The sequence below is a fragment of the Streptomyces sp. NPDC090499 genome (assembly GCF_044769305.1).
Taxonomy (GTDB): Bacteria; Actinomycetota; Actinomycetes; order Streptomycetales; family Streptomycetaceae; genus Streptomyces.
Genome location: NZ_JBIVXP010000026.1, coordinates 26,653 through 44,465, shown reverse-complemented (window position 1 = coordinate 44,465; position 17,813 = coordinate 26,653). Strand labels below are relative to the sequence as shown.

Annotated in this window: 20 protein-coding genes and 1 pseudogene; 4 read left to right on the top strand and 17 right to left on the bottom strand. The window is 69.5% G+C overall.

Translation table 11 applies throughout. The features are described from left to right. Positions 1-66 precede the first annotated feature (66 nt). Both ACIQVL_RS46690 and ACIQVL_RS46685 read right to left on the bottom strand, forming a co-directional pair. Positions 67-390: an STAS domain-containing protein gene (locus ACIQVL_RS46690; protein ID WP_093499049.1), complete on the bottom strand. Its 324-nt coding sequence runs from the start codon at positions 388-390 to the stop codon at positions 67-69. Positions 391-575: 185 nt separating this feature from the next. Beyond that, positions 576-1,424, bottom strand: coding sequence for a 3-hydroxyacyl-CoA dehydrogenase family protein (locus ACIQVL_RS46685; protein ID WP_403444324.1), 849 nt, complete (start codon positions 1,422-1,424; stop codon positions 576-578). A 208-nt stretch (positions 1,425-1,632) separates the two neighbouring features. Here ACIQVL_RS46685 and ACIQVL_RS46680 point away from each other — a divergent pair, with 208 nt between their 5' ends. Beyond that, positions 1,633-2,205 carry a cob(I)yrinic acid a,c-diamide adenosyltransferase gene (locus ACIQVL_RS46680; RefSeq protein WP_403444322.1) on the top strand — a complete coding sequence of 191 codons (573 nt, stop codon included), beginning with the start codon at positions 1,633-1,635 and terminating at the stop codon, positions 2,203-2,205. Positions 2,206-2,243: 38 nt separating this feature from the next. On the opposite strand, the gene ACIQVL_RS46675 is transcribed toward ACIQVL_RS46680, so the two are convergent. Genes ACIQVL_RS46675 through ACIQVL_RS46660 form a run of 4 tightly spaced genes read right to left on the bottom strand, consistent with a single transcriptional unit; the run spans position 2,244 to position 5,082 of the window. Beyond that, the gene (locus ACIQVL_RS46675; RefSeq protein ID WP_403444319.1) at positions 2,244-2,468 is read right to left on the bottom strand and encodes a hypothetical protein; all 225 of its coding nucleotides are present in this window, start codon (positions 2,466-2,468) and stop codon (positions 2,244-2,246) included. Continuing rightward, on the bottom strand, positions 2,465-2,878 hold the full coding sequence (locus ACIQVL_RS46670) for a hypothetical protein (protein WP_403478611.1): 414 nt from the start codon (positions 2,876-2,878) through the stop codon (positions 2,465-2,467). Before ACIQVL_RS46670 ends, ACIQVL_RS46675 begins: the two co-directional genes overlap by 4 nt. A gap of 51 nt (positions 2,879-2,929) precedes the next feature. Next, positions 2,930-4,393, bottom strand: a complete 1,464-nt coding sequence (locus ACIQVL_RS46665) for a sensor histidine kinase (protein WP_403478610.1) — start codon at positions 4,391-4,393, stop codon at positions 2,930-2,932. Continuing rightward, complete coding sequence (locus ACIQVL_RS46660) at positions 4,390-5,082, bottom strand: response regulator transcription factor (RefSeq protein WP_403444311.1); 693 nt, start codon at positions 5,080-5,082, stop codon at positions 4,390-4,392. Before ACIQVL_RS46660 ends, ACIQVL_RS46665 begins: the two co-directional genes overlap by 4 nt. 60 nt (positions 5,083-5,142) lie before the next feature. Between ACIQVL_RS46660 and ACIQVL_RS46655 the strand changes: the two are divergent. From ACIQVL_RS46655 to ACIQVL_RS46645, 3 genes and pseudogenes are all read left to right on the top strand, one after another. Continuing rightward, a pseudogene (locus tag ACIQVL_RS46655) lies at positions 5,143-5,428 on the top strand (LuxR C-terminal-related transcriptional regulator); the annotation flags it as partial. Positions 5,429-5,519: 91 nt separating this feature from the next. After that, positions 5,520-7,346 carry a glycosyl hydrolase family 18 protein gene (locus ACIQVL_RS46650; RefSeq protein ID WP_403444308.1) on the top strand — a complete coding sequence of 609 codons (1,827 nt, stop codon included), beginning with the start codon at positions 5,520-5,522 and terminating at the stop codon, positions 7,344-7,346. A gap of 200 nt (positions 7,347-7,546) precedes the next feature. Continuing rightward, the gene (locus ACIQVL_RS46645) at positions 7,547-7,762 is read left to right on the top strand and encodes a hypothetical protein (RefSeq protein ID WP_403478609.1); all 216 of its coding nucleotides are present in this window, start codon (positions 7,547-7,549) and stop codon (positions 7,760-7,762) included. On the opposite strand, the gene ACIQVL_RS46640 is transcribed toward ACIQVL_RS46645, so the two are convergent. The 11 genes from ACIQVL_RS46640 to ACIQVL_RS46590 form a co-directional block, all read right to left on the bottom strand. Then, positions 7,759-8,205 (bottom strand): DUF2550 domain-containing protein, encoded by a 447-nt coding sequence (locus ACIQVL_RS46640; RefSeq protein WP_403444303.1) that lies wholly within the window; start codon positions 8,203-8,205, stop codon positions 7,759-7,761. The genes ACIQVL_RS46645 and ACIQVL_RS46640 overlap by 4 nt on opposite strands. Positions 8,206-8,335: 130 nt before the next feature. Continuing rightward, the gene (locus ACIQVL_RS46635; protein WP_189268499.1) at positions 8,336-8,710 is read right to left on the bottom strand and encodes a F0F1 ATP synthase subunit epsilon; all 375 of its coding nucleotides are present in this window, start codon (positions 8,708-8,710) and stop codon (positions 8,336-8,338) included. Positions 8,711-8,844: 134 nt separating this feature from the next. Continuing rightward, positions 8,845-10,281 (bottom strand): F0F1 ATP synthase subunit beta, encoded by a 1,437-nt coding sequence (gene atpD / locus ACIQVL_RS46630; RefSeq protein WP_362596823.1) that lies wholly within the window; start codon positions 10,279-10,281, stop codon positions 8,845-8,847. Further along, positions 10,281-11,201 (bottom strand): F0F1 ATP synthase subunit gamma, encoded by a 921-nt coding sequence (locus ACIQVL_RS46625; RefSeq protein WP_403444460.1) that lies wholly within the window; start codon positions 11,199-11,201, stop codon positions 10,281-10,283. Before ACIQVL_RS46625 ends, atpD begins: the two co-directional genes overlap by 1 nt. Before the next feature lie 21 nt (positions 11,202-11,222). Then, a complete protein-coding gene (atpA, locus tag ACIQVL_RS46620; RefSeq protein ID WP_403444463.1) occupies positions 11,223-12,812 on the bottom strand; it encodes a F0F1 ATP synthase subunit alpha in 1,590 nt (529 codons plus the stop codon). Positions 12,813-12,937: 125 nt separating this feature from the next. Further along, a complete protein-coding gene (locus tag ACIQVL_RS46615; RefSeq protein WP_403444466.1) occupies positions 12,938-13,759 on the bottom strand; it encodes a F0F1 ATP synthase subunit delta in 822 nt (273 codons plus the stop codon). Continuing rightward, a complete protein-coding gene (locus ACIQVL_RS46610) occupies positions 13,756-14,301 on the bottom strand; it encodes a F0F1 ATP synthase subunit B (RefSeq protein WP_403444469.1) in 546 nt (181 codons plus the stop codon). Before ACIQVL_RS46610 ends, ACIQVL_RS46615 begins: the two co-directional genes overlap by 4 nt. 37 nt (positions 14,302-14,338) lie before the next feature. After that, a complete protein-coding gene (locus ACIQVL_RS46605) occupies positions 14,339-14,587 on the bottom strand; it encodes a F0F1 ATP synthase subunit C (RefSeq protein WP_067003022.1) in 249 nt (82 codons plus the stop codon). A gap of 76 nt (positions 14,588-14,663) precedes the next feature. After that, positions 14,664-15,500, bottom strand: coding sequence for a F0F1 ATP synthase subunit A (atpB, locus tag ACIQVL_RS46600; protein ID WP_393809642.1), 837 nt, complete (start codon positions 15,498-15,500; stop codon positions 14,664-14,666). A gap of 210 nt (positions 15,501-15,710) precedes the next feature. Continuing rightward, complete coding sequence (locus tag ACIQVL_RS46595; RefSeq protein ID WP_403478608.1) at positions 15,711-16,142, bottom strand: hypothetical protein; 432 nt, start codon at positions 16,140-16,142, stop codon at positions 15,711-15,713. 302 nt (positions 16,143-16,444) lie between these two features. Continuing rightward, positions 16,445-17,809 carry an MraY family glycosyltransferase gene (locus tag ACIQVL_RS46590; RefSeq protein ID WP_403444474.1) on the bottom strand — a complete coding sequence of 455 codons (1,365 nt, stop codon included), beginning with the start codon at positions 17,807-17,809 and terminating at the stop codon, positions 16,445-16,447. Positions 17,810-17,813 lie beyond the last annotated feature (4 nt).

The window sequence follows — 17,813 nt, the reverse complement described above, 5'->3', positions numbered from 1 at the left end:
CCGCACAGCCGGCCACAGTGGCACAGCAGCCCGCCGGTCACCGTGGCACGGCGGCCGGTCCCGGTGTCACACCCGTGGCAGCGACTCCGCCCCGATACCCCCCTCGATCGCCAGGATCCGGTGCAGCCTGGTGGCCACCAGCAGGCGCTGCATCTGCGGCGGCACGCCGCGCAGCACCAGACGGCGGCCGCAGCGGCCGGCCCGCCGGTGGGCCCCCATGATCACCCCGAGTCCGGTGGCGTCCCAGGAGTCCAGCTCGGACAGGTCCAGCACCAGATCGCCGACTCCGTCGTCGACGGCCGAGTGCAGGACCGTACGGGCGTCCGCCGCGCTGCGGACGTCGAGGCGGCCCCCGACGACCAGCTCGGCGTGGTCGCCCCTGATGTACATATGCGCTCCCCGAGAGTGCGTGTCCTACTCCGTGAAAGTGTTGTCCGGTATTGCAACGTCTGACTGCGTTCGCCGGTCAGAGGTTGCCATCTGTAAGCGAACCGATACCGAATTCACCCCAGAGGGTGAAACCTCCGGGGTTTGTGCGTTTTGACAGGCGGTCAGAGAGGCTACGTACTGATGTTTCAGTACGTGTAGAAGCCCTGCCCGCTCTTGCGCCCGATGTCACCGGCGTCAACCATCCGGCGCATCAGCTCCGGCGGGGCGAACTTCTCGTCCTGCGACTCGGTGTAGATGTTGCTGGTGGCGTGCAGCAGGATGTCGACACCGGTGAGGTCGGCCGTGGCCAGCGGGCCCATGGCGTGACCGAAGCCCAGCTTGCAGGCCAGGTCGATGTCCTCGGCGGTGGCGACGCCCGACTCGTACAGCTTGGCGGCCTCGACGACGAGCGCCGAGATCAGCCGGGTCGTCACGAAGCCGGCGACGTCCCGGTTGACGACGATGCAGGTCTTGCCGGTGGACTCGGCGAACTCCCGCGCGGTGGCGAGGGTTTCGTCGCTGGTCTTGTAGCCGCGGACCAGCTCGACGAGCTGCATCATCGGCACCGGCGAGAAGAAGTGGACGCCGACGACCCGTTCCGGGTGCTCGGTGGCGGCCGCGATCTTGGTGATCGGGATGGCGGAGGTGTTGGAGGCGAGCACGGCTTCCGGGCGGACGATCTTGTCGAGCGCGCGGAAGATCTCGTGCTTGACCTCCAGCTTCTCGAAGACGGCCTCGACCACGAGGTCCGCGTCGGCGACCGCGTCCAGGTCGGTGGTCGTGGTGATGCGGGCCAGGGCGGCGTCGGCGTCGTGCGCCTCCAGCCTCCCCTTGCTCACGAACTTGCCGTACGAGGCCTGGATCCCGCCCACGGCACGGTCCAGTGCCTCGTCGGTGACGTCTCGCAGGACCACGTCCCAGCCGGCCTGCGCGGCGACCTGGGCGATGCCCGAACCCATCAGGCCGGCCCCGATGACGGCAAGCTTCCGTGCCACTCCGCTCCCCTTACACGCTGTTGAGGTATGCCTCTTGGGCGGGACCCTAGCGCTCGTCGGGGGCCGGGAAACCCGGTAAGTAATGCGTGTCACGGTCTCAGGACGTGAGACAACCGTCACGTCCCGTCAGGCGGCCGCGGCGGCAGCGTCCGTTTCGCGCCACGTACGGCGCGGTCCACTGGTACGGGGACACCCTTACGCTGGCCGCATGGTCAATCTGACGCGCATCTACACCAGGACCGGCGACCGGGGCACCACCGCGCTCGGGGACATGAGCCGGGTCGCCAAGACCGATCTGCGGATCTCCGCCTACGCCGACGCCAACGAGGCGAACGCGGTCATCGGGACGGCGATCGCGCTGGGCGGCCTGCCGGAGGAGGTCGTCAAGGTGCTCACCCGGGTGCAGAACGACCTCTTCGACGTCGGCGCGGACCTGTCGACCCCCGTGGCGCAGAACCCCGAGTTCCCGCCCCTGCGCGTCGAGCAGTTCTACATCGACAAGCTGGAGGCGGACTGCGACCGCTTCAACGAGCGGCTGGAGAAGCTGCGCTCGTTCATCCTGCCGGGCGGCACCCCGGGCGCGGCCCTGCTCCACCAGGCCTGCACGGTCGTACGGCGGGCCGAGCGGTCGACGTGGGCCGCGCTGGAGGTGCACGGCGAGGTGATGAACCCGCTGACGGCGACCTATCTCAACCGGCTGTCGGACCTGCTGTTCATCCTGGCCCGGACGGCCAACAAGGAGGTCGGGGACGTGCTGTGGGTGCCGGGCGGGGAGCGCTGACCCGCCCGGCACGTTCGCCCGCTCCCCCGTCTCGGGTCTCAGCGGTCCGTGTCGTCCCGGGCCGCGTCCTTGTCCGCCTGCGTGAGCGCCGACTCGGCCGCGTCCGCCTTCTGCTGCATCTCCGGGTAGCCGGAGGGTGCGCCGGCCGGGACGCCGGTGGGCGTGGCCGCCGCCTTCTGCGGTGTTCCGGCGTCATGGGCGCAGCCCGCGGCGAGTGACGCGAGAACGGTGAGCGCGACGGCCGCGAGCTTCAGGCCCCTCAACTCGCGCTCCCGGCGGCGCCTTCGGCGTTGTCCTGGCACCAGGTCCGCACGTCGGCCAGATCCTGCTTGCGCTGCTCCAGGGTCGGCACCAGGGACTTGCGGAAGGTGAGCCGGTCCTGGAGGTACGTGGCGACCTCGTCGTGCCCCGCAGCCTTCGCGTTGTCCAGCCGCCGCTGCAGCCGGGCGACCGAACCCCGCTCGTCCGCCCCCGCGTTCAGCCGCTGCAGTGCGCGGTCGATGCGGCGGTCGATCCTGGGGACCCGCTTGCACAGTGCCCGCGCCCCGTCTCCGGTGGGGGTCGCCGCCGGCGCGGGCGTGCCGTCGGCGACGGCCGCGCCGGTACCGGCGGCCAGCAGGGCCGCGGTGGCGAGCCCCACGAGCAGGGTGCGCCGGTGGTGTCGTGCGTGCATCGCGTTCTCCGTTCCGCGGACGGCCCCGTCGTCCGTCCGACGCGACGGAGGCTAGGAACCGTCTTTGGGAAAACTCTGTGACTGGTTTGTCCGGGCTGTGGCGATCAGCCAGTCCCGGTGGGCCGGCAGCGCACCACCCGCCCGGGGCAGCCGTACCTCGAAGCGTGCGCCGCTGCCGTCCGGACCGGCCGTGACCGTGACCCGGCCCCCGTGCAGTGCGGTCTGCTGGGCGACGAGGGTCAGGCCGAGCCCCGAGCCGGAGCTGCCGGGGCCGCGCCGGAACCGCTCGAAGATCCGGCTCCGTTCGGCGGGCGGCACGCCCGGCCCGCGGTCGTCGACGGTGATCACGGCCTGCCCGTCCGCACCGCGCAGCCCGACCGTGACGGTCGCCCGGCCGTCCGGCTCCCGGCCGTGCGCCAGCGCGTTGGCGAGCAGGTTGTCCAGGAGCAGCCGCAGTCCCGGCTCCCAGCCGTGGACCGTGAGCCCCGGTGCCGCCTCGACGGTGATCCGGGCGTCCGGGGCACCCCGCCGGGCCTCGGCGGCCGCCGCGTCCGCGGTCTCGGCGAGGTCCACGGTCACCAGGGCCTCCGCCTCGACCAGGTCACCGCGCCCCAGTTCGCGGAGCATCACCAGCAGGCCGAGCAGCCGGGCGTGCTCGTGGCCCAGATCGGCGAGGACCTCCGTGCGGTCCGGTTCGGGCAGGTCGGGGTGGCCGACGAGGATGTCGAGGTTGGTGCCCATGCTCATGAGCGGGGTGCGCAGTTCGTGGGCGGCGGCGGCGGAGAAGGAGCGGGCGGTGTCCAGGGCCTCGGCGGTGCGGGCGGCCTGTTCGTCGTAGCGGGCGAGGACCTTCCGGAGGGTCGCGGCCAGCTCGTCGACCTCGGTCACCCCGGTCGGCTCGTGGTGCAGCCGGGCGGTGCTGGCGCGCGGGTCGAGTCCGGCGGTACGACGTCCCAGGCGGCGCAGCGGGCCGGTCGCGCCGGTGGCGATGCCCCAGGCGAGCAGGCCGGACAGCGGTGCGGCGAGCAACGTCGTCACCGCCACCCGGCGCCGCACGAGCCGGAGTTGGGCCTGGTCGGCGGCGTCGGTCGAGAAGACCCACAGCGTCCCGGGACCGCGGGCCGTCCGGATCGGCACGGACAGCGCGCGCCAGCCGGTGGCGCCGTCCCGGACGGTGACCGGAGTGTCCGCCCGCGCCGGGAGCCGCACCGCGGCGTCCGGTTGGGGGCCGCCGCTGAAGGTGGCGTCGGGTCCGACGACGCGGACGCCGACGTCGAGGGCGGCGCTGTACAGCAGGCGTTCCCGGTTGTCGGCCGCCTTGGGCCGGCCGCCGGCACTGGCCCGCAGCAGGGCACGGGCGTCCGGGGTGACGGCGGCGGCGCGGGTCCGCAGGTGGTCGTCCTCGGCGCTGTGCAGGTCCTGCCTGACCAGCTGCAGCAGCAGCCATCCGGAGGCCAGCACCAGGAGCGGCACGGTGACCCCGACCGCGAGTCCGATGCGGGTGGACAGCCTCATGGTTCGTCCCGCAGGACGAATCCCACGCCGCGGACGGTGTGCACGAGCCGGGACCGGCCGCCGGCCTCCAGCTTGCGCCGCAGATAGCTGACGAAGGTGTCGACGGCGTCGGTGCGCACGTCGAAGTCGTAGCCCCACACCCGTTCCAGGAGCTGGTCCCTGGTGAGAACCAGTCCGGCGTTGCGGGCGAGCACCTCAAGGAGCTCGAACTCGCGCCGGGTCAGTTCCAGCGGCCGGCCGTCCCGTGCGGCGGTACGGGCCGCCGGGTCGATCACCAGGCCCGCGGTCCGCAGCACCTCGCCCGCGGGCGGCCGGCGCCGCAGCAGCGCGTGCAGCCGCAGCACCAGTTCCTGCAGGGCGAACGGCTTGACGAGGTAGTCGTCGCCGCCCGCCTGGAGACCGGCGATACGGTCGGCGGTCTCGTCGAGCGCCGAGAGCATCAGCACCGGGAGGTCCCGGCCGTCGCCGCGGAGCCGCCGGCACACCTCGATGCCGGTCAGGCCGGGCATCGACACGTCGAGGACGAGGACGTCCGGCGGGGTCCGCTCGACCGCCGCGAGCGCCGCGTGGCCGTCGTCCGCCGTCCGCACCCGGAAGCCGCTCAGCCGCAGTCCGCGCTCCAGCGAACGCCGGATGGCCGGATCGTCGTCCACGACCAGGACCGATCCGGGACCGCCCGTCCCACCCATGCGCCCTCCCCTCACCGTCCGGTCAGGGTACGGCTCTCCTGCGCCGGGGCGTGCGGGGGCGCCGGCCGGGCGGTGGGCGGCGTGACCGCCGAGCCGGCGGATCGTGTGGTGGAGAGGCTCACCCGGCGCGAGCGCGAGGTGCTGTCCTGTCTCGGCGGCGGGCTGTCCGACGCCGAGACCGCGGGGCCGCCTCGACATCGCCGGGGCCACGGCGAAGACCCACGTCAGCCGTTTGCCGGCGCAGCCGGAGCTGCGCAGCCGGGCGCAAGCGGCGGTGCCGGCGCAGGAGTTGGGGATCCGAGGGGTCGTATACAGAGTCGCAGGGAAAGTGGTCCAGACCTATTGACCGGTGGTCCAGACCTTTCTATTCTCGCCGCACCATGGGCATGAAGGCTCAGTCATGCCCACGTCACCCCCGATCAAGAGGGAGGCGCAGCATGCGCTTCAGACACAGAGTCGCAGCAGGGCTCGCGACACTGGTGCTCCCCCTGGCCGGCCTGGTCGGCATCGCGAGCCCCGCCCAGGCCGCGACGTCCGCCACCGCGACCTACACCAAGACCCAGGACTGGGGTACCGGCTTCGGCGGCCAGTGGACCGTCAAGAACACCGGTACCACGGCCATCAGTTCGTGGACCGTCGAGTGGGACTACCCCTCCGGAACCTCGGTCACCTCCGCGTGGGACGCGGACGTCACCTCCTCCGGCACCCACTGGACCGCCAAGAACAAGTCCTACAACGGCTCCATCGCCCCCGGCGCCTCCGTCTCCTTCGGCTTCAACGGAGCGGGTTCGGGATCGCCGAGCAACTGTCTGCTCAACGGCGCCAGTTGTGACGGCGGCACCACCGTCCCCGGTGACTCGGCCCCGTCCGCGCCCGGCACCCCGACCGCGTCCGGCGTCACCGACACCTCGGTGACCCTGAACTGGTCCGCCGCCACCGATGACAACGGCGTCAAGAACTACGACGTCCTGCGTGACGGCAGGGTGGTCTCCACGGTGACCTCCACGTCGTACACCGACTCGGGTCTCACGGCCGGTACCGACTACTCGTACACGGTCCAGGCCCGCGACACCGCGAACCAGACCGGACCGGTCAGCGGCGCGGCCGCCGTCCACACCACTGGCGGTACGACCACTCCCCCGACCACCGGCTCCAAGGTCAAGCTCGGCTACTTCACCGAGTGGGGCATCTACGGCCGCAACTACCAGGTCAAGAACCTGGTGACGTCCGGCTCCGCCGCGAAGATCACGCACATCAACTACGCCTTCGGCAACGTGACGAACGGCCAGTGCGCGATCGGCGACGCCTACGCGGACTACCAGAAGACGTTCACCGCCGACCAGTCGGTCAGCGGCGTCGCCGACACCTGGGACCAGCCGCTGGCCGGCAACTTCAACCAGCTGCGCGAGCTGAAGGCCAAGTACCCGAACATCAAGATCCTGTGGTCCTTCGGCGGCTGGACCTGGTCCGGCGGCTTCGCGCAGGCGGCGGCCAACCCGACCGCGTTCGCGAACTCCTGCTACAACCTGGTCGAGGACCCGCGCTGGGCCGATGTCTTCGACGGCATCGACATCGACTGGGAGTACCCGAACGCCTGCGGGCTGAGCTGCGACACCAGCGGCTCGGCGGCCTTCAAGAACCTGATGTCCGCACTGCGCGCCAAGTTCGGCTCGAACAACCTGGTCACCGCGGCCACCACGGCCGACGGCTCGGCCGGCGGCAAGATCGACGCCACCGACTACGCGGGCGCCTCGCAGTACGTCGACTGGTACAACGTGATGTCGTACGACTTCTTCGGCGCCTGGGCGACCACCGGCCCGACCGCCCCGCACTCCCCGCTCACCTCGTACACGGGCATCCCGACCGCCGGTTTCGACACCGCCGACGCGATGGCCAAGTTCAAGGCGCAGGGCGTACCGGCGAGCAAGCTGCTGATCGGCATCGGCTTCTACGGCAGAGGCTGGACCGGCGTCACCCAGGACGCGCCGGGCGGCACGGCCACGGGCGCGGCGACCGGAACGTACGAAGCGGGCATCGAGGACTACAAGGTCCTCAAGACGTCCTGCCCGGTCACCGGCACCGTCGCGGGCACGGCATACGCCCACTGCGGCACCAACTGGTGGTCCTACGACACCCCGTCGACGATCGCCGGGAAGATGAGCTGGGCCAAGACCCAGGGCCTCGGCGGCGCGTTCTTCTGGGAGTTCAGCGGCGACACCAGCAACGGCGAGCTGGTGAGCGCCATCAACTCCGGGCTGAGCTGAACCTCCGCCCGCCCCACACCGTCGCGGGCGGCCTCCGGGTCGTCCGCGACGGACGCGTTTCACGCCCCGCACGCCCCCCGCGTGCGCGGAAGGGGCCATCCGGCCCTCGCGGAGATCCGATCGGCCACCGGGAAGCATCCGCTGACCGGGCAGAATCGATATCTCAACCGGAAAGCAGCGCAAGTCCTTCGGGGGAAGAAATGACGCACCACAGGCCCAACAGGCCCATCACGGCCGGACGGCCCGTCAAGTCCAGGGCCGCATCCTTCGGGATGTTCGCCGGGACCACACTCGCGGCCCTGCTGGCCGCCCTCCCCCTCGACGTCACGGTGACGCTCGGCGACTCCACGTCCCGTCCCGTCGTGATCGTCAGTCAGGTCGACGTACCCAACCCCATATGTCAGGCAATGAACTAGGCGACGTTCACCCGTTGCCCGGGCGGTGCCGCCTCCAGCCACGCGAGGAAACCGGTCAGCGCGTCTTCGCTCATCGCGAGTTCGAGGCGGGTGCCGCGGTGGGTGCAGGCGAGGATGACCGCGTCGGAGAGCAGGGCCAGTTCCTCCTCGCCCTCGGGGAGGCGGCGGCCGGCCACCTCGATCCGGTCGCGCGCCAGGACCCGGCGGGGGCGGTAGGCGTAGGAGAAGACGCGGTACCACTCGACGCTGTCGCCGTTGTAGCGGGCGACGCCGTAGCTCCAGCCCTTGCCGCTGGTGTCCGTCTTCTCGGGGACGTCCCAGCGCAGGGAACAGTCGAAGGTGCCGCCGGAGCGCTGGATCAGTCTGCGGCGCAGGCCGAACAGGAAGAGTCCCACCACCACCAGCACGACCACGACTCCGGCCACAGTCAGAGCGAGGACCATCGGCACCGACCTCCCCGTCTCCTAGGTAATGGAACGTAAAAAGACCCAGATCTACCTCAGCCGCGGCTGGGACCGGAGTGGCTCCGGTCCCAGCCGCGGCTGGGTTACGTCAACGCATGAACGCAGTGTGTCAGCGCGCGGTCGCCGCCCGCAGACGGACGTCGGCGCGTCGCTCGGCAGTGGCGTCGCCCGCCGCCTTCGCGCGCTCCAGCTCACGCTCCTCGCGCTGGACGTCGATCTCGTCCGACAGCTCGGCGGTCTCGGCGAGCAGCGAGAGCTTGTTGTCCGCGAACGAGATGAAACCGCCGTGCACCGCGGCGACGACCGTTCCACCATCACTCGTACGGATGGTCACCGGGCCCGACTCCAGCACACCGAGCAGCGGCTGGTGACCGGGCATGACGCCGATGTCGCCGGACGTGGTGCGCGCGACGACCAGGGTGGCCTCGCCGGACCAGACCTGGCGGTCCGCGGCGACGAGCTCGACGTGCAGCTCAGCAGCCAAGGGTGGCTCCTCGGGTCACCACCCGGCAGGGGCGCCGGGTGTTGGGGTCAATTCTAGTAGGCGTGCGTGAGGGGGCGGGACGCGCCCGCCCCCTCACACGAAGAACACAAGGAGTTCCGGAGAACTCAGGGTGTTCAGGAGACGCCCAGCTCCTTGGCGTTGGCCTTCAGGTCCTCGATGCCACCGCACAGGAAGAACGCCTGCTCCGGGAAGTGGTCGTACTCGCCGTCGATGATCGCGTTGAAGGCCGCGATCGACTCGTCCAGCGGGACGTCCGACCCGTCGACGCCGGTGAACTGCTTGGCGACGTGGGTGTTCTGGGACAGGAAGCGCTCCACGCGACGGGCACGGTGGACGGTGAGCTTGTCCTCCTCGCCCAGTTCGTCGATACCGAGGATCGCGATGATGTCCTGGAGGTCCTTGTACTTCTGGAGGACCGTCTTCACGCGCATCGCGGTGTTGTAGTGGTCCGCCGCGATGTAGCGCGGGTCCAGGATCCGGGACGTGGAGTCCAGCGGGTCCACGGCCGGGTAGATGCCCTTCTCCGAGATCGGACGGGAGAGCACCGTCGTCGCGTCGAGGTGGGCGAAGGTGGTGGCCGGGGCCGGGTCGGTCAGGTCGTCCGCGGGGACGTAGATCGCCTGCATCGAGGTGATCGAGTGACCACGGGTCGAGGTGATGCGCTCCTGGAGGAGACCCATCTCGTCGGCCAGGTTCGGCTGGTAGCCCACCGCGGAGGGCATCCGGCCGAGCAGGGTCGAGACCTCGGAACCGGCCTGCGTGAAGCGGAAGATGTTGTCGATGAAGAACAGCACGTCCTGCTTCTGGACGTCACGGAAGTACTCGGCCATGGTGAGGCCGGCCAGCGCGACGCGCAGACGGGTGCCCGGGGGCTCGTCCATCTGGCCGAAGACCAGGGCGGTCTTGTCGATGACGCCCGAGTCGGCCATTTCCTCGATGAGGTCGTTGCCCTCACGGGTGCGCTCGCCGACACCGGCGAACACGGAGACACCGTCGTGGTTGTTGGCGACGCGGTAGATCATCTCCTGGATGAGCACCGTCTTGCCGACGCCGGCACCGCCGAACAGACCGATCTTTCCACCCTTGACGTACGGGGTGAGAAGGTCGATGACCTTGACGCCGGTCTCGAACATCTCGGTCTTCGACTCGAGCTCGTCGAAGTTCGGGGCCTTGCGGTGGATGGACCAGCGCTCGCCCGTGTACTGCTCGTCGACGTTCAGCACCTCACCGAGGGTGTTGAACACCTTGCCCTTGGTGAAGTCGCCGACCGGGACGGTGATGCCGTCGCCGGTGTCGGTGACCGGCGCCTGGCGGACCAGACCGTCGGTGGGCTGCATGGAGATGGTGCGGACCAGGCCGTCACCCAGGTGCTGGGCGACCTCCAGGGTCAGCGTCTTCTTCTCGCCGGCGTTGGCCGGGTCGGCCACCTCGACGTGAAGGGCGTTGTAGATGTCGGGCATCGCGTCGACGGGGAACTCCACGTCGACGACCGGGCCGATGACCCGGGCGACGCGGCCCGTGGCCGTCGCGGTCTCAACAGTGGTGGTCATTATCGGTCACTCCCCGCGGTCGCGTCGGCCAGGGCGCTGGCGCCACCGACGATCTCGCTGATTTCCTGGGTGATTTCGGCCTGGCGGGCCGCGTTGGCAAGACGGGAGAGCGTGTTGATCAGCTCGCCCGCGTTGTCGGTGGCCGACTTCATCGCGCGCCGCGTGGCGGCGTGCTTCGAAGCCGCCGACTGGAGCAGCGCGTTGTAGATGCGGCTCTCCACGTAGCGCGGCAGCAGGGCGTCGAGGACGTCCTCCGCCGAGGGCTCGAAGTCGTACAGCGGGAGGATCTCGTCGCCCTTGGCGGCGCCTTCCTCCGCGACCTCGTCGAGGCTCAGCGGCAGCAGCCGGTCGTCGAGCGCCGTCTGCGTCATCATCGACACGAACTCGGTGTAGACGATGTGGAGTTCGTCCACGCCGCCGTCCGCCGTCTCGGTCTCGATGGCCTCGATCAGCGGCGCCGCGACCTTCTTGGCGTCCGCGTACGTGGGCTCGTCGGTGAAGCCCGACCACGAATCCACGACCTTGCGCTCGCGGAAGTTGTAGTGGGACAGACCGCGGCGGCCGACGATGTAGGTGTCGACCTCCTTGCCCTCCGCCTCAAGGCGCGCCGTCAGCTGCTCGGCGGACTTGATGGCGTTCGAGTTGAAGGCACCGGCGAGACCGCGGTCGCTCGTGAGGAGCAGCACCGCGGAACGCGTCGGCGTCTCCGCCTCGGTGGTCAGCGGGTGCTTGGTGTTGGAGCCGGTGCCGACCGCCGTGACCGCGCGGGTGAGCTCGGTCGCGTACGGCGCGGAGGCCCGCACCTTGCGCTGCGCCTTGACGACACGCGAGGCGGCGATCATCTCCATCGCCTTGGTGATCTTCTTGGTCGCGGTGACGGATCGGATGCGACGCTTGTAGACCCGGAGCTGGGCTCCCATGAGTCAGGTCCCTTCCTTACGTCACTTGGCCGCGGCCGGAACGTCCTCGCCGAGAAGCTTGCCGTCCGAGGTCTCGAACTGCTTCTTGAAGTCGGCGATCGCGTCGGCAACAGCGGTGAGGGTGTCGTCCGACATCTTGCCGCCCTCCTTGATGGAGGTCATGAGGCCCTGCTCCTTGCGGTGCAGGTACTCAAGCAGCTCCTTCTCGAAGCGGCGGATGTCGGAGACCGGGACGTCGTCCATCTTGCCGGTGGTGCCGGCCCACACGGAGACGACCTGGTCCTCGGTGGACATCGGCTGGTACTGGGCCTGCTTGAGCAGCTCGACCAGGCGCTGACCACGCTCCAGCTGCGACTTCGACGCGGCGTCCAGGTCGGAACCGAAGGCGGCGAACGCCTCCAGCTCGCGGTACTGGGCCAGGTCCAGACGCAGACGGCCGGAGACCTGCTTCATCGCCTTGTGCTGCGCGGAACCACCGACTCGGGAGACGGAGATACCGACGTTCAGCGCGGGGCGCTGACCGGCGTTGAACAGGTCCGACTCCAGGAAGCACTGGCCGTCGGTGATGGAGATGACGTTGGTCGGGATGAACGCCGAGACGTCGTTGGCCTTGGTCTCGACGATCGGCAGACCGGTCATCGAGCCGGCACCCATCTCGTCGGAGAGCTTCGCGCAGCGCTCCAGGAGACGGGAGTGCAGGTAGAAGACGTCACCCGGGTAGGCCTCACGGCCCGGCGGGCGGCGCAGCAGCAGGGAGACGGCGCGGTAGGCGTCGGCCTGCTTCGAGAGGTCGTCGAAGATGATGAGGACGTGCTTGCCGTCGTACATCCAGTGCTGGCCGATGGCCGAGCCGGTGTACGGCGCCAGGTACTTGAAGCCGGCCGGGTCGGACGCCGGGGCGGCGACGATGGTCGTGTACTCCAGCGCGCCGGCCTCTTCCAGGGCGCCACGCACGGAGGCGATGGTCGAGCCCTTCTGGCCGATGGCGACGTAGACGCAGCGGACCTGCTTCTTCGGGTCGCCCGAGCGCCAGTTGTCGCGCTGGTTGATGATCGTGTCGACGGCCAGGGCGGTCTTGCCCGTCTGGCGGTCGCCGATGATCAGCTGACGCTGGCCGCGGCCGACCGGGGTCATGGCGTCGACGGCCTTGTAGCCGGTCTCCATCGGCTCGTGCACCGACTTACGGGCCATGACGCCGGGAGCCTGCAGCTCCAGGGCGCGGCGGCCGGACGTCTCGATCTCGCCGAGGCCGTCGATCGGGTTGCCGAGCGGGTCGACGACGCGGCCGAGGTAGCCCTCGCCCACCGCGACGGAGAGGACCTCACCGGTGCGCTGCACCGGCTGACCCTCCTCGATGCCGCTGAACTCACCGAGGACGATGGCGCCGATCTCGCGCTCTTCCAGGTTGAGCGCGAGGCCGAGGGTGCCGTCCTCGAACTTCAGCAGTTCGTTGGCCATGGCCGAGGGAAGACCCTCGACCTTCGCGATGCCGTCGCCGGCAAGGGTGACCGTACCGACCTCCTCGCGCGAGGCCGCGTCCGGCTTGTACGACTGGACGAAGTTCTCCAGTGCGTCCCGGATCTCCTCCGGCCGGATCGTGAGCTCCGCCATCTGGGTTCCCTGCTCTCCTTGTTGGGCCCGAAGTTTCACTTGGGGGGTCTGGGGGCGACCCCCAGGATTCTTCTGCACACCGGCCCAACCAGGGCCGTAAGTACGTACTGACTCTTGAGTTGGTACTAGCTCGCCATGCGGCGGGCCGCGTCCTCGAGCCGGTCCGCGATGGAACCGTTGATGACCTCGTCACCGACCTGCACCCGGATCCCGCCGACGACCGCGGGGTCGACGTCGAGGTTGAGGTGCATCGTGCGGCCGTAGAGCTTCGCGAGGGCGGCGCCCAGGCGCTGCTTCTGCGGCTCGCTCAGCGGCACCGCCGAGGTGACCACGGCGACGACGCGGCTGCGGCGGTCCGCGGCGAGCTTGGACAGGGCCTCCAGGCCCGCTTCCAGGCTACGTCCACGCGGCACGGTCACAAGGCGCGTGACCAGACGCTCGGTGACCGGCTTGGCGCGGCCGCCGAGCAGCCGGTGCAGCAGCTCGGTCTTCGCGGCGGCGCCGGCCTTGCGGTCGGTGAGCGCGGCGCGCAGTCCGGTGTTCGAGGAGACGATCCGGCCGAACCGGAACAGCTCGTCCTCGGCGTCGTCCAGCGTGCCGGACCGCTCCGCGGCGGTGAGGTCGGCGGTGTTCGCCAGCTCCTCCAGCGCGTCCACCAGGTCACGGGGCTGCGACCAGCGGGACCGGACCAGCCCGGACACCAGGTCGGCGGTGGTCTCGGAGACCTGGCCGCCGATCAGGCGCCGGATCAGCTCGGCCTTGGCCTCGCCGGACTGCGCCGGGTCGGTGAGGACCCGGCGCAGGCCGCCCTCGCGGTCGAGCAGCGCGGTGACGGCCGCCAGCTCGTCGGCGAGCCGCGTCGCGTCCACGGACGTGGCGTCCGTCAGCGCGTCGAGACGCTCGCGTGCGGCTGCCAGGGCCTCGCGGCTCGCTCCGTGCGCTGTCATCGAGCCGCCTCGGCCTTCTCCTCAAGCTCGTCGAGGAAGCGGTCGATCACACGGCTCTGCCGGGCGTGGTCCTCGAGGGACTCGCCGACGAGCTTGCCGGCCAGGTCGGTGGCCAGGTGGCCGACGTCCTGACGGAGCGCCTGCGCGGCGGACTTGCGGTCGGCCTCGATCTGGGCGTGACCGGCGGCGACGATCTCCTCACGCTGCCGCTGGCCCTCGGCGCGCATCTCGGCGATGAGCGTGGCGCCCTGCTCCTGAGCCTCCTGGCGCAGGCGCGCGGCCTCGTGCCGGGCCTCGGCCAGCTGCGCCTTGTACTGCTCAAGGACGCTCTGGGCCTCGGTCTGCGCGGCCTCGGCCTTCTCGATACCGCCCTCGATCGCCTCGCGGCGCTGCTCCAGAACCTTGTTGATGTTCGGAAGGAGCCTCTTGGCGAGGAAGCCGAAGACGATGACGAAGGCGATGAGGCCGATGACGAGCTCTGGGATCGGCGGGATGAGGGGGTTCTCGGCCTCCTCCGCCGCCAGCTGAACCAGGGGGCTCATATCAGTGCCTTTCGTCTAATGGTGCGCGACGGTCGGGTCAGGAGGCCGGGTAGACGAACGGCATGACCAGACCGATCAGGGCGAGCGCCTCACAGAAGGCGAAGCCGAGGATCTGGTTGGCGCGGATCAGGCCGGCCGCCTCGGGCTGGCGGGCGAGGGCCTGCGTGCCGTTACCGAAGATGATGCCGACGCCGACGCCCGGGCCGATCGCGGCGAGGCCGTAACCGATGGAGCCGAGGTTGCCCTTGATCTGGACAGCGGCCAGGGTCTCGTGCAGAACGGACATGCCGGTTCTTCCTTCTCTTTCAATGACCGGTGGGGGTTGGCCACCGGATGCCATGGGTGGTGGGGCGGGTTGGCGCTCAGTGCGACTCGGCGAGCGCGCCCTGGATGAAGCTGCAGGTCAGCAGTACGAAGACGTAGGCCTGAACAGCCTGGATGAAGAGTTCGAAGGCGGTCATCACGATGACCATCACGAACGACACGGCGGAGTAGGCGATACCGATGCCGTTCAGCATGTACCAGCTGGCGATCGTGAAGAGCAGCAGCAGGGTGTGGCCGGCGAACATGTTCGCGAAGAGTCGGACGGCGTGGGTGAAGGGCCGCACGAGCAGGTTCGAGAAGAGCTCGATCGTCATCGACAGCGGCAGGACCGCGCCGAGCGACTTGTCGTAGCCGGTGAAGTTCTTGAAGGCGCCGACGAAGCCGTGACGCTTGAAGGTCAGCGAGACCCAGGTGATGTAGACCAGGCCGGCCAGGACCGCGGGGTACGAGATGATCGCGGTGACCGGGAACTGGGCGAGCGGGATGATGGACCAGAGGTTCATCATCCAGACGAAGAAGAACAGCGAGACGACGAACGGAACGTACTTCTCGCCTTCCTTCTTGCCGATGGTCTCGTAGACGACGCCGCGCCGGACGAAGTCGTAGCCGGACTCGGCGATCATCTGGAGCTTGCCCGGGACGACCTTCGGGCGGGCGAAGGCGGCCCAGAAGAAGCCCACGATGATGATCGACCCGAGCAGCGCCAGCAGCATCGTCTTGTTGAAGTACAGGTTGCTGTCCGCGTCGCCGAAGAGCGGCTTGAACAGGAACGAGTGCAGGCCCGGAGCCGGGAAGCCACACCCGTCGAACAGGTGACAGCTCGTGTCGAAAGCGAGCGTCTGCGTCGGGTCAGCACTCACCGCGGGCTCCTTCATCGTGGCGCATGGATACGGCAACCTCGTTGTGTCGGCGCGGCACAGGGCCGCGGTTCGGCACGGGACTGGTGTTACGGATGTGGGGGCGGCTGGGGGGCATCTCGCCTCGCGATTGAGCAGGCGTCAGCTCAGATGCCCGCGCCCGCGATGCCGCAGTTGGCACCGGACGATAGCAGCATCTCTCGTGCGCCTTTATCCCGGCCCTACCTCTCACGAGGAATGCCCGGTCTTCTCGACCTTGTCGGTCTTGTCGGGTTCGACGTAGAGGATCTTGGCCTTCATGTGGGCGCGGGTCTGGGCCGCGATCCACGTGAGCGTGGCGGCCACGAGCGTGATGGCGAACGCCCGGGGGTTGAACAGCGTCGTGTTCTTGAACGCGGCCATGAAGATGAACAGCAGCAGAAGCTGGGCCGCGTAGAGCATCAGGCCCATCATCTGGAACAGCTGGGGAAACGACTTCGCGGTGCGCTGCAGGACGTACAGACCGATCCCCATGAAGAGGATCACGATCACCGTCGCGACGAGCGCACCGATCGCCCCCTTGCCGCCCGCGACCACGCCGCTGACGACGGCGGCGAGCACGCCGACGGCAGCCGTGGGTACGGCGGCCTGGGCCAGGTTCCGGGCGTCATTGGACGGCATGGCGGCAACTCCGCTTTCACAGGGGGGCAGGTGTCGTCATGGACGAGCGTAGTCCCGGTCGGAGGGTCGAAGACCTCACGCTGACGGACCGTCGCAGTCGGGTCCATCGACTCTGTCCGGGGTTCTCGTGAACCGTATCACAAACTATTTGATGAGGTCTTTACCTGGTAGGTGTGCTCGCTGTCACACATGAGAGTGAACCTGCGCGTCTGAGCGAAAACCGGGCCGTTGTGTCTGGTATTGGGGGCCTTTGGACCCCCACGACTTGGCAATGCTCTAGTCAGATTCTTACCTTGGCAGGGTCAGCGGGAGGTCTCGGAAGCCCGCCGGTCCAGGAAGCGCGAGCGGGTGCCGATGGCGGTCGAACCGGCCGTCACCGGGGAGCGGTGCTCGTCGCTCGGCTTCTCCGGTTCCTCCGGCTCCTCCTGCTCGACGCAGGCCGCGACCTGGGCCGTTGCCACCGCCGGCTCCTCGGCCGACTCGACCGGCTCGACCACCCCACGACTCCGGTAGCGGGGCGGCACGAAGGCCTGCGCCCACAGCGGCGCCCGCGGCGTGAACCGCGGCAGCAGGAGCAGCCCCAGGCCGATCGCGCTGAGGAACACCACGCCGAGCACGATCCACATGGACGCCGAGTTCACCGAGTAGGCCAGCGCCCCGAAGCCGATCAGCGCCGCCCAGAAGTACATGATCAGCACGGCCCTGCTGTGCGAGTGGCCGACCTCCAGGAGCCGGTGGTGCAGGTGCCCCCGGTCCGCCGCGAACGGCGACTGGCCGCGCCAGGTGCGGCGCACGATCGCCAGCACCAGGTCGGCGGCCGGCACCGCGATGATCGTCAGCGGCAGCAGCAGCGGGATGTAGACCGGGACCATCTGGTGCACGGTGCTGCGCTCGGACCCCGCGAACAGGTTCATCGCGTCCGGGTCGACCTGCCCCGTGACCGAGATCGCACCGGCGGCCAGCACCAGGCCGATCAGCATCGACCCGGAGTCGCCCATGAAGATCCGGGCGGGATGCATGTTGTGCGGCAGGAAGCCCAGGCACATGCCCATGAGGATCGCCGAGAAGAGGGTCGCCGGGGCGGCGGCCTCGATGCCGTACGAGTACCAGATCCGGTAGGCGTACATGAAGAACGCCGCGGCCGCGATGCAGACCATGCCGGAGGCGAGGCCGTCCAGGCCGTCGACGAAGTTGACCGCGTTGATGGTGATGACCACCAGGGCCACCGTCAGCAGGGTGCCCTGCCACGGGGTCAGTGCGACCAGACCGACACCCGGGATGGGCAGCCACAGGATCGTCAGACCCTGCATGACCATGACGCCCGCGGCGATCATCTGACCGCCCAGCTTGATCAGCGCGTCGATCTCGAACTTGTCGTCGAGCACGCCGATCAGCCAGATCAGCGCCGCGCCGGAGAGCAGCGCCCGCGGCTCGTTCGACTTCTCGAAGACCTCGTTGAGGTTGGACATGTGGTCGGCGACCAGCAGACCCGCGCACAGGCCGAAGAACATCGCGATCCCGCCGAGCCGCGGAGTGGGCTCCCGGTGCACGTCACGTGCCCGGATCTCCGGCATGGCCCCCGCCACGATCGCGAACTTCCGCACCGGCCCTGTCAGCAGGTACGTCACCGCGGCCGTGATGCAGAGCGTCAGCAGGTATTCACGCACAGGC

What these genes read in the sequence shown, in the direction of transcription:
- ACIQVL_RS46690 (WP_093499049.1), bottom strand. Translation starts at nt 390, where the DNA reads ATGTACATCAGGGGCGACCACGCCGAGCTGGTCGTCGGGGGCCGCCTC.
- ACIQVL_RS46680 (WP_403444322.1), top strand. Translation starts at nt 1,633, where the DNA reads ATGGTCAATCTGACGCGCATCTACACCAGGACCGGCGACCGGGGCACC.
- ACIQVL_RS46670 (WP_403478611.1), bottom strand. Translation starts at nt 2,878, where the DNA reads ATGCACGCACGACACCACCGGCGCACCCTGCTCGTGGGGCTCGCCACC.
- ACIQVL_RS46665 (WP_403478610.1), bottom strand. Translation starts at nt 4,393, where the DNA reads ATGAGGCTGTCCACCCGCATCGGACTCGCGGTCGGGGTCACCGTGCCG.
- ACIQVL_RS46660 (WP_403444311.1), bottom strand. Translation starts at nt 5,082, where the DNA reads ATGGGTGGGACGGGCGGTCCCGGATCGGTCCTGGTCGTGGACGACGAT.
- ACIQVL_RS46650 (WP_403444308.1), top strand. Translation starts at nt 5,520, where the DNA reads ATGCGCTTCAGACACAGAGTCGCAGCAGGGCTCGCGACACTGGTGCTC.
- ACIQVL_RS46645 (WP_403478609.1), top strand. Translation starts at nt 7,547, where the DNA reads ATGACGCACCACAGGCCCAACAGGCCCATCACGGCCGGACGGCCCGTC.
- ACIQVL_RS46640 (WP_403444303.1), bottom strand. Translation starts at nt 8,205, where the DNA reads ATGGTCCTCGCTCTGACTGTGGCCGGAGTCGTGGTCGTGCTGGTGGTG.
- atpD (WP_362596823.1), bottom strand. Translation starts at nt 10,281, where the DNA reads ATGACCACCACTGTTGAGACCGCGACGGCCACGGGCCGCGTCGCCCGG.
- ACIQVL_RS46625 (WP_403444460.1), bottom strand. Translation starts at nt 11,201, where the DNA reads ATGGGAGCCCAGCTCCGGGTCTACAAGCGTCGCATCCGATCCGTCACC.
- atpA (WP_403444463.1), bottom strand. Translation starts at nt 12,812, where the DNA reads ATGGCGGAGCTCACGATCCGGCCGGAGGAGATCCGGGACGCACTGGAG.
- ACIQVL_RS46615 (WP_403444466.1), bottom strand. Translation starts at nt 13,759, where the DNA reads ATGACAGCGCACGGAGCGAGCCGCGAGGCCCTGGCAGCCGCACGCGAG.
- ACIQVL_RS46610 (WP_403444469.1), bottom strand. Translation starts at nt 14,301, where the DNA reads ATGAGCCCCCTGGTTCAGCTGGCGGCGGAGGAGGCCGAGAACCCCCTC.
- ACIQVL_RS46605 (WP_067003022.1), bottom strand. Translation starts at nt 14,587, where the DNA reads ATGTCCGTTCTGCACGAGACCCTGGCCGCTGTCCAGATCAAGGGCAAC.
- atpB (WP_393809642.1), bottom strand. Translation starts at nt 15,500, where the DNA reads ATGAAGGAGCCCGCGGTGAGTGCTGACCCGACGCAGACGCTCGCTTTC.
- ACIQVL_RS46595 (WP_403478608.1), bottom strand. Translation starts at nt 16,142, where the DNA reads ATGCCGTCCAATGACGCCCGGAACCTGGCCCAGGCCGCCGTACCCACG.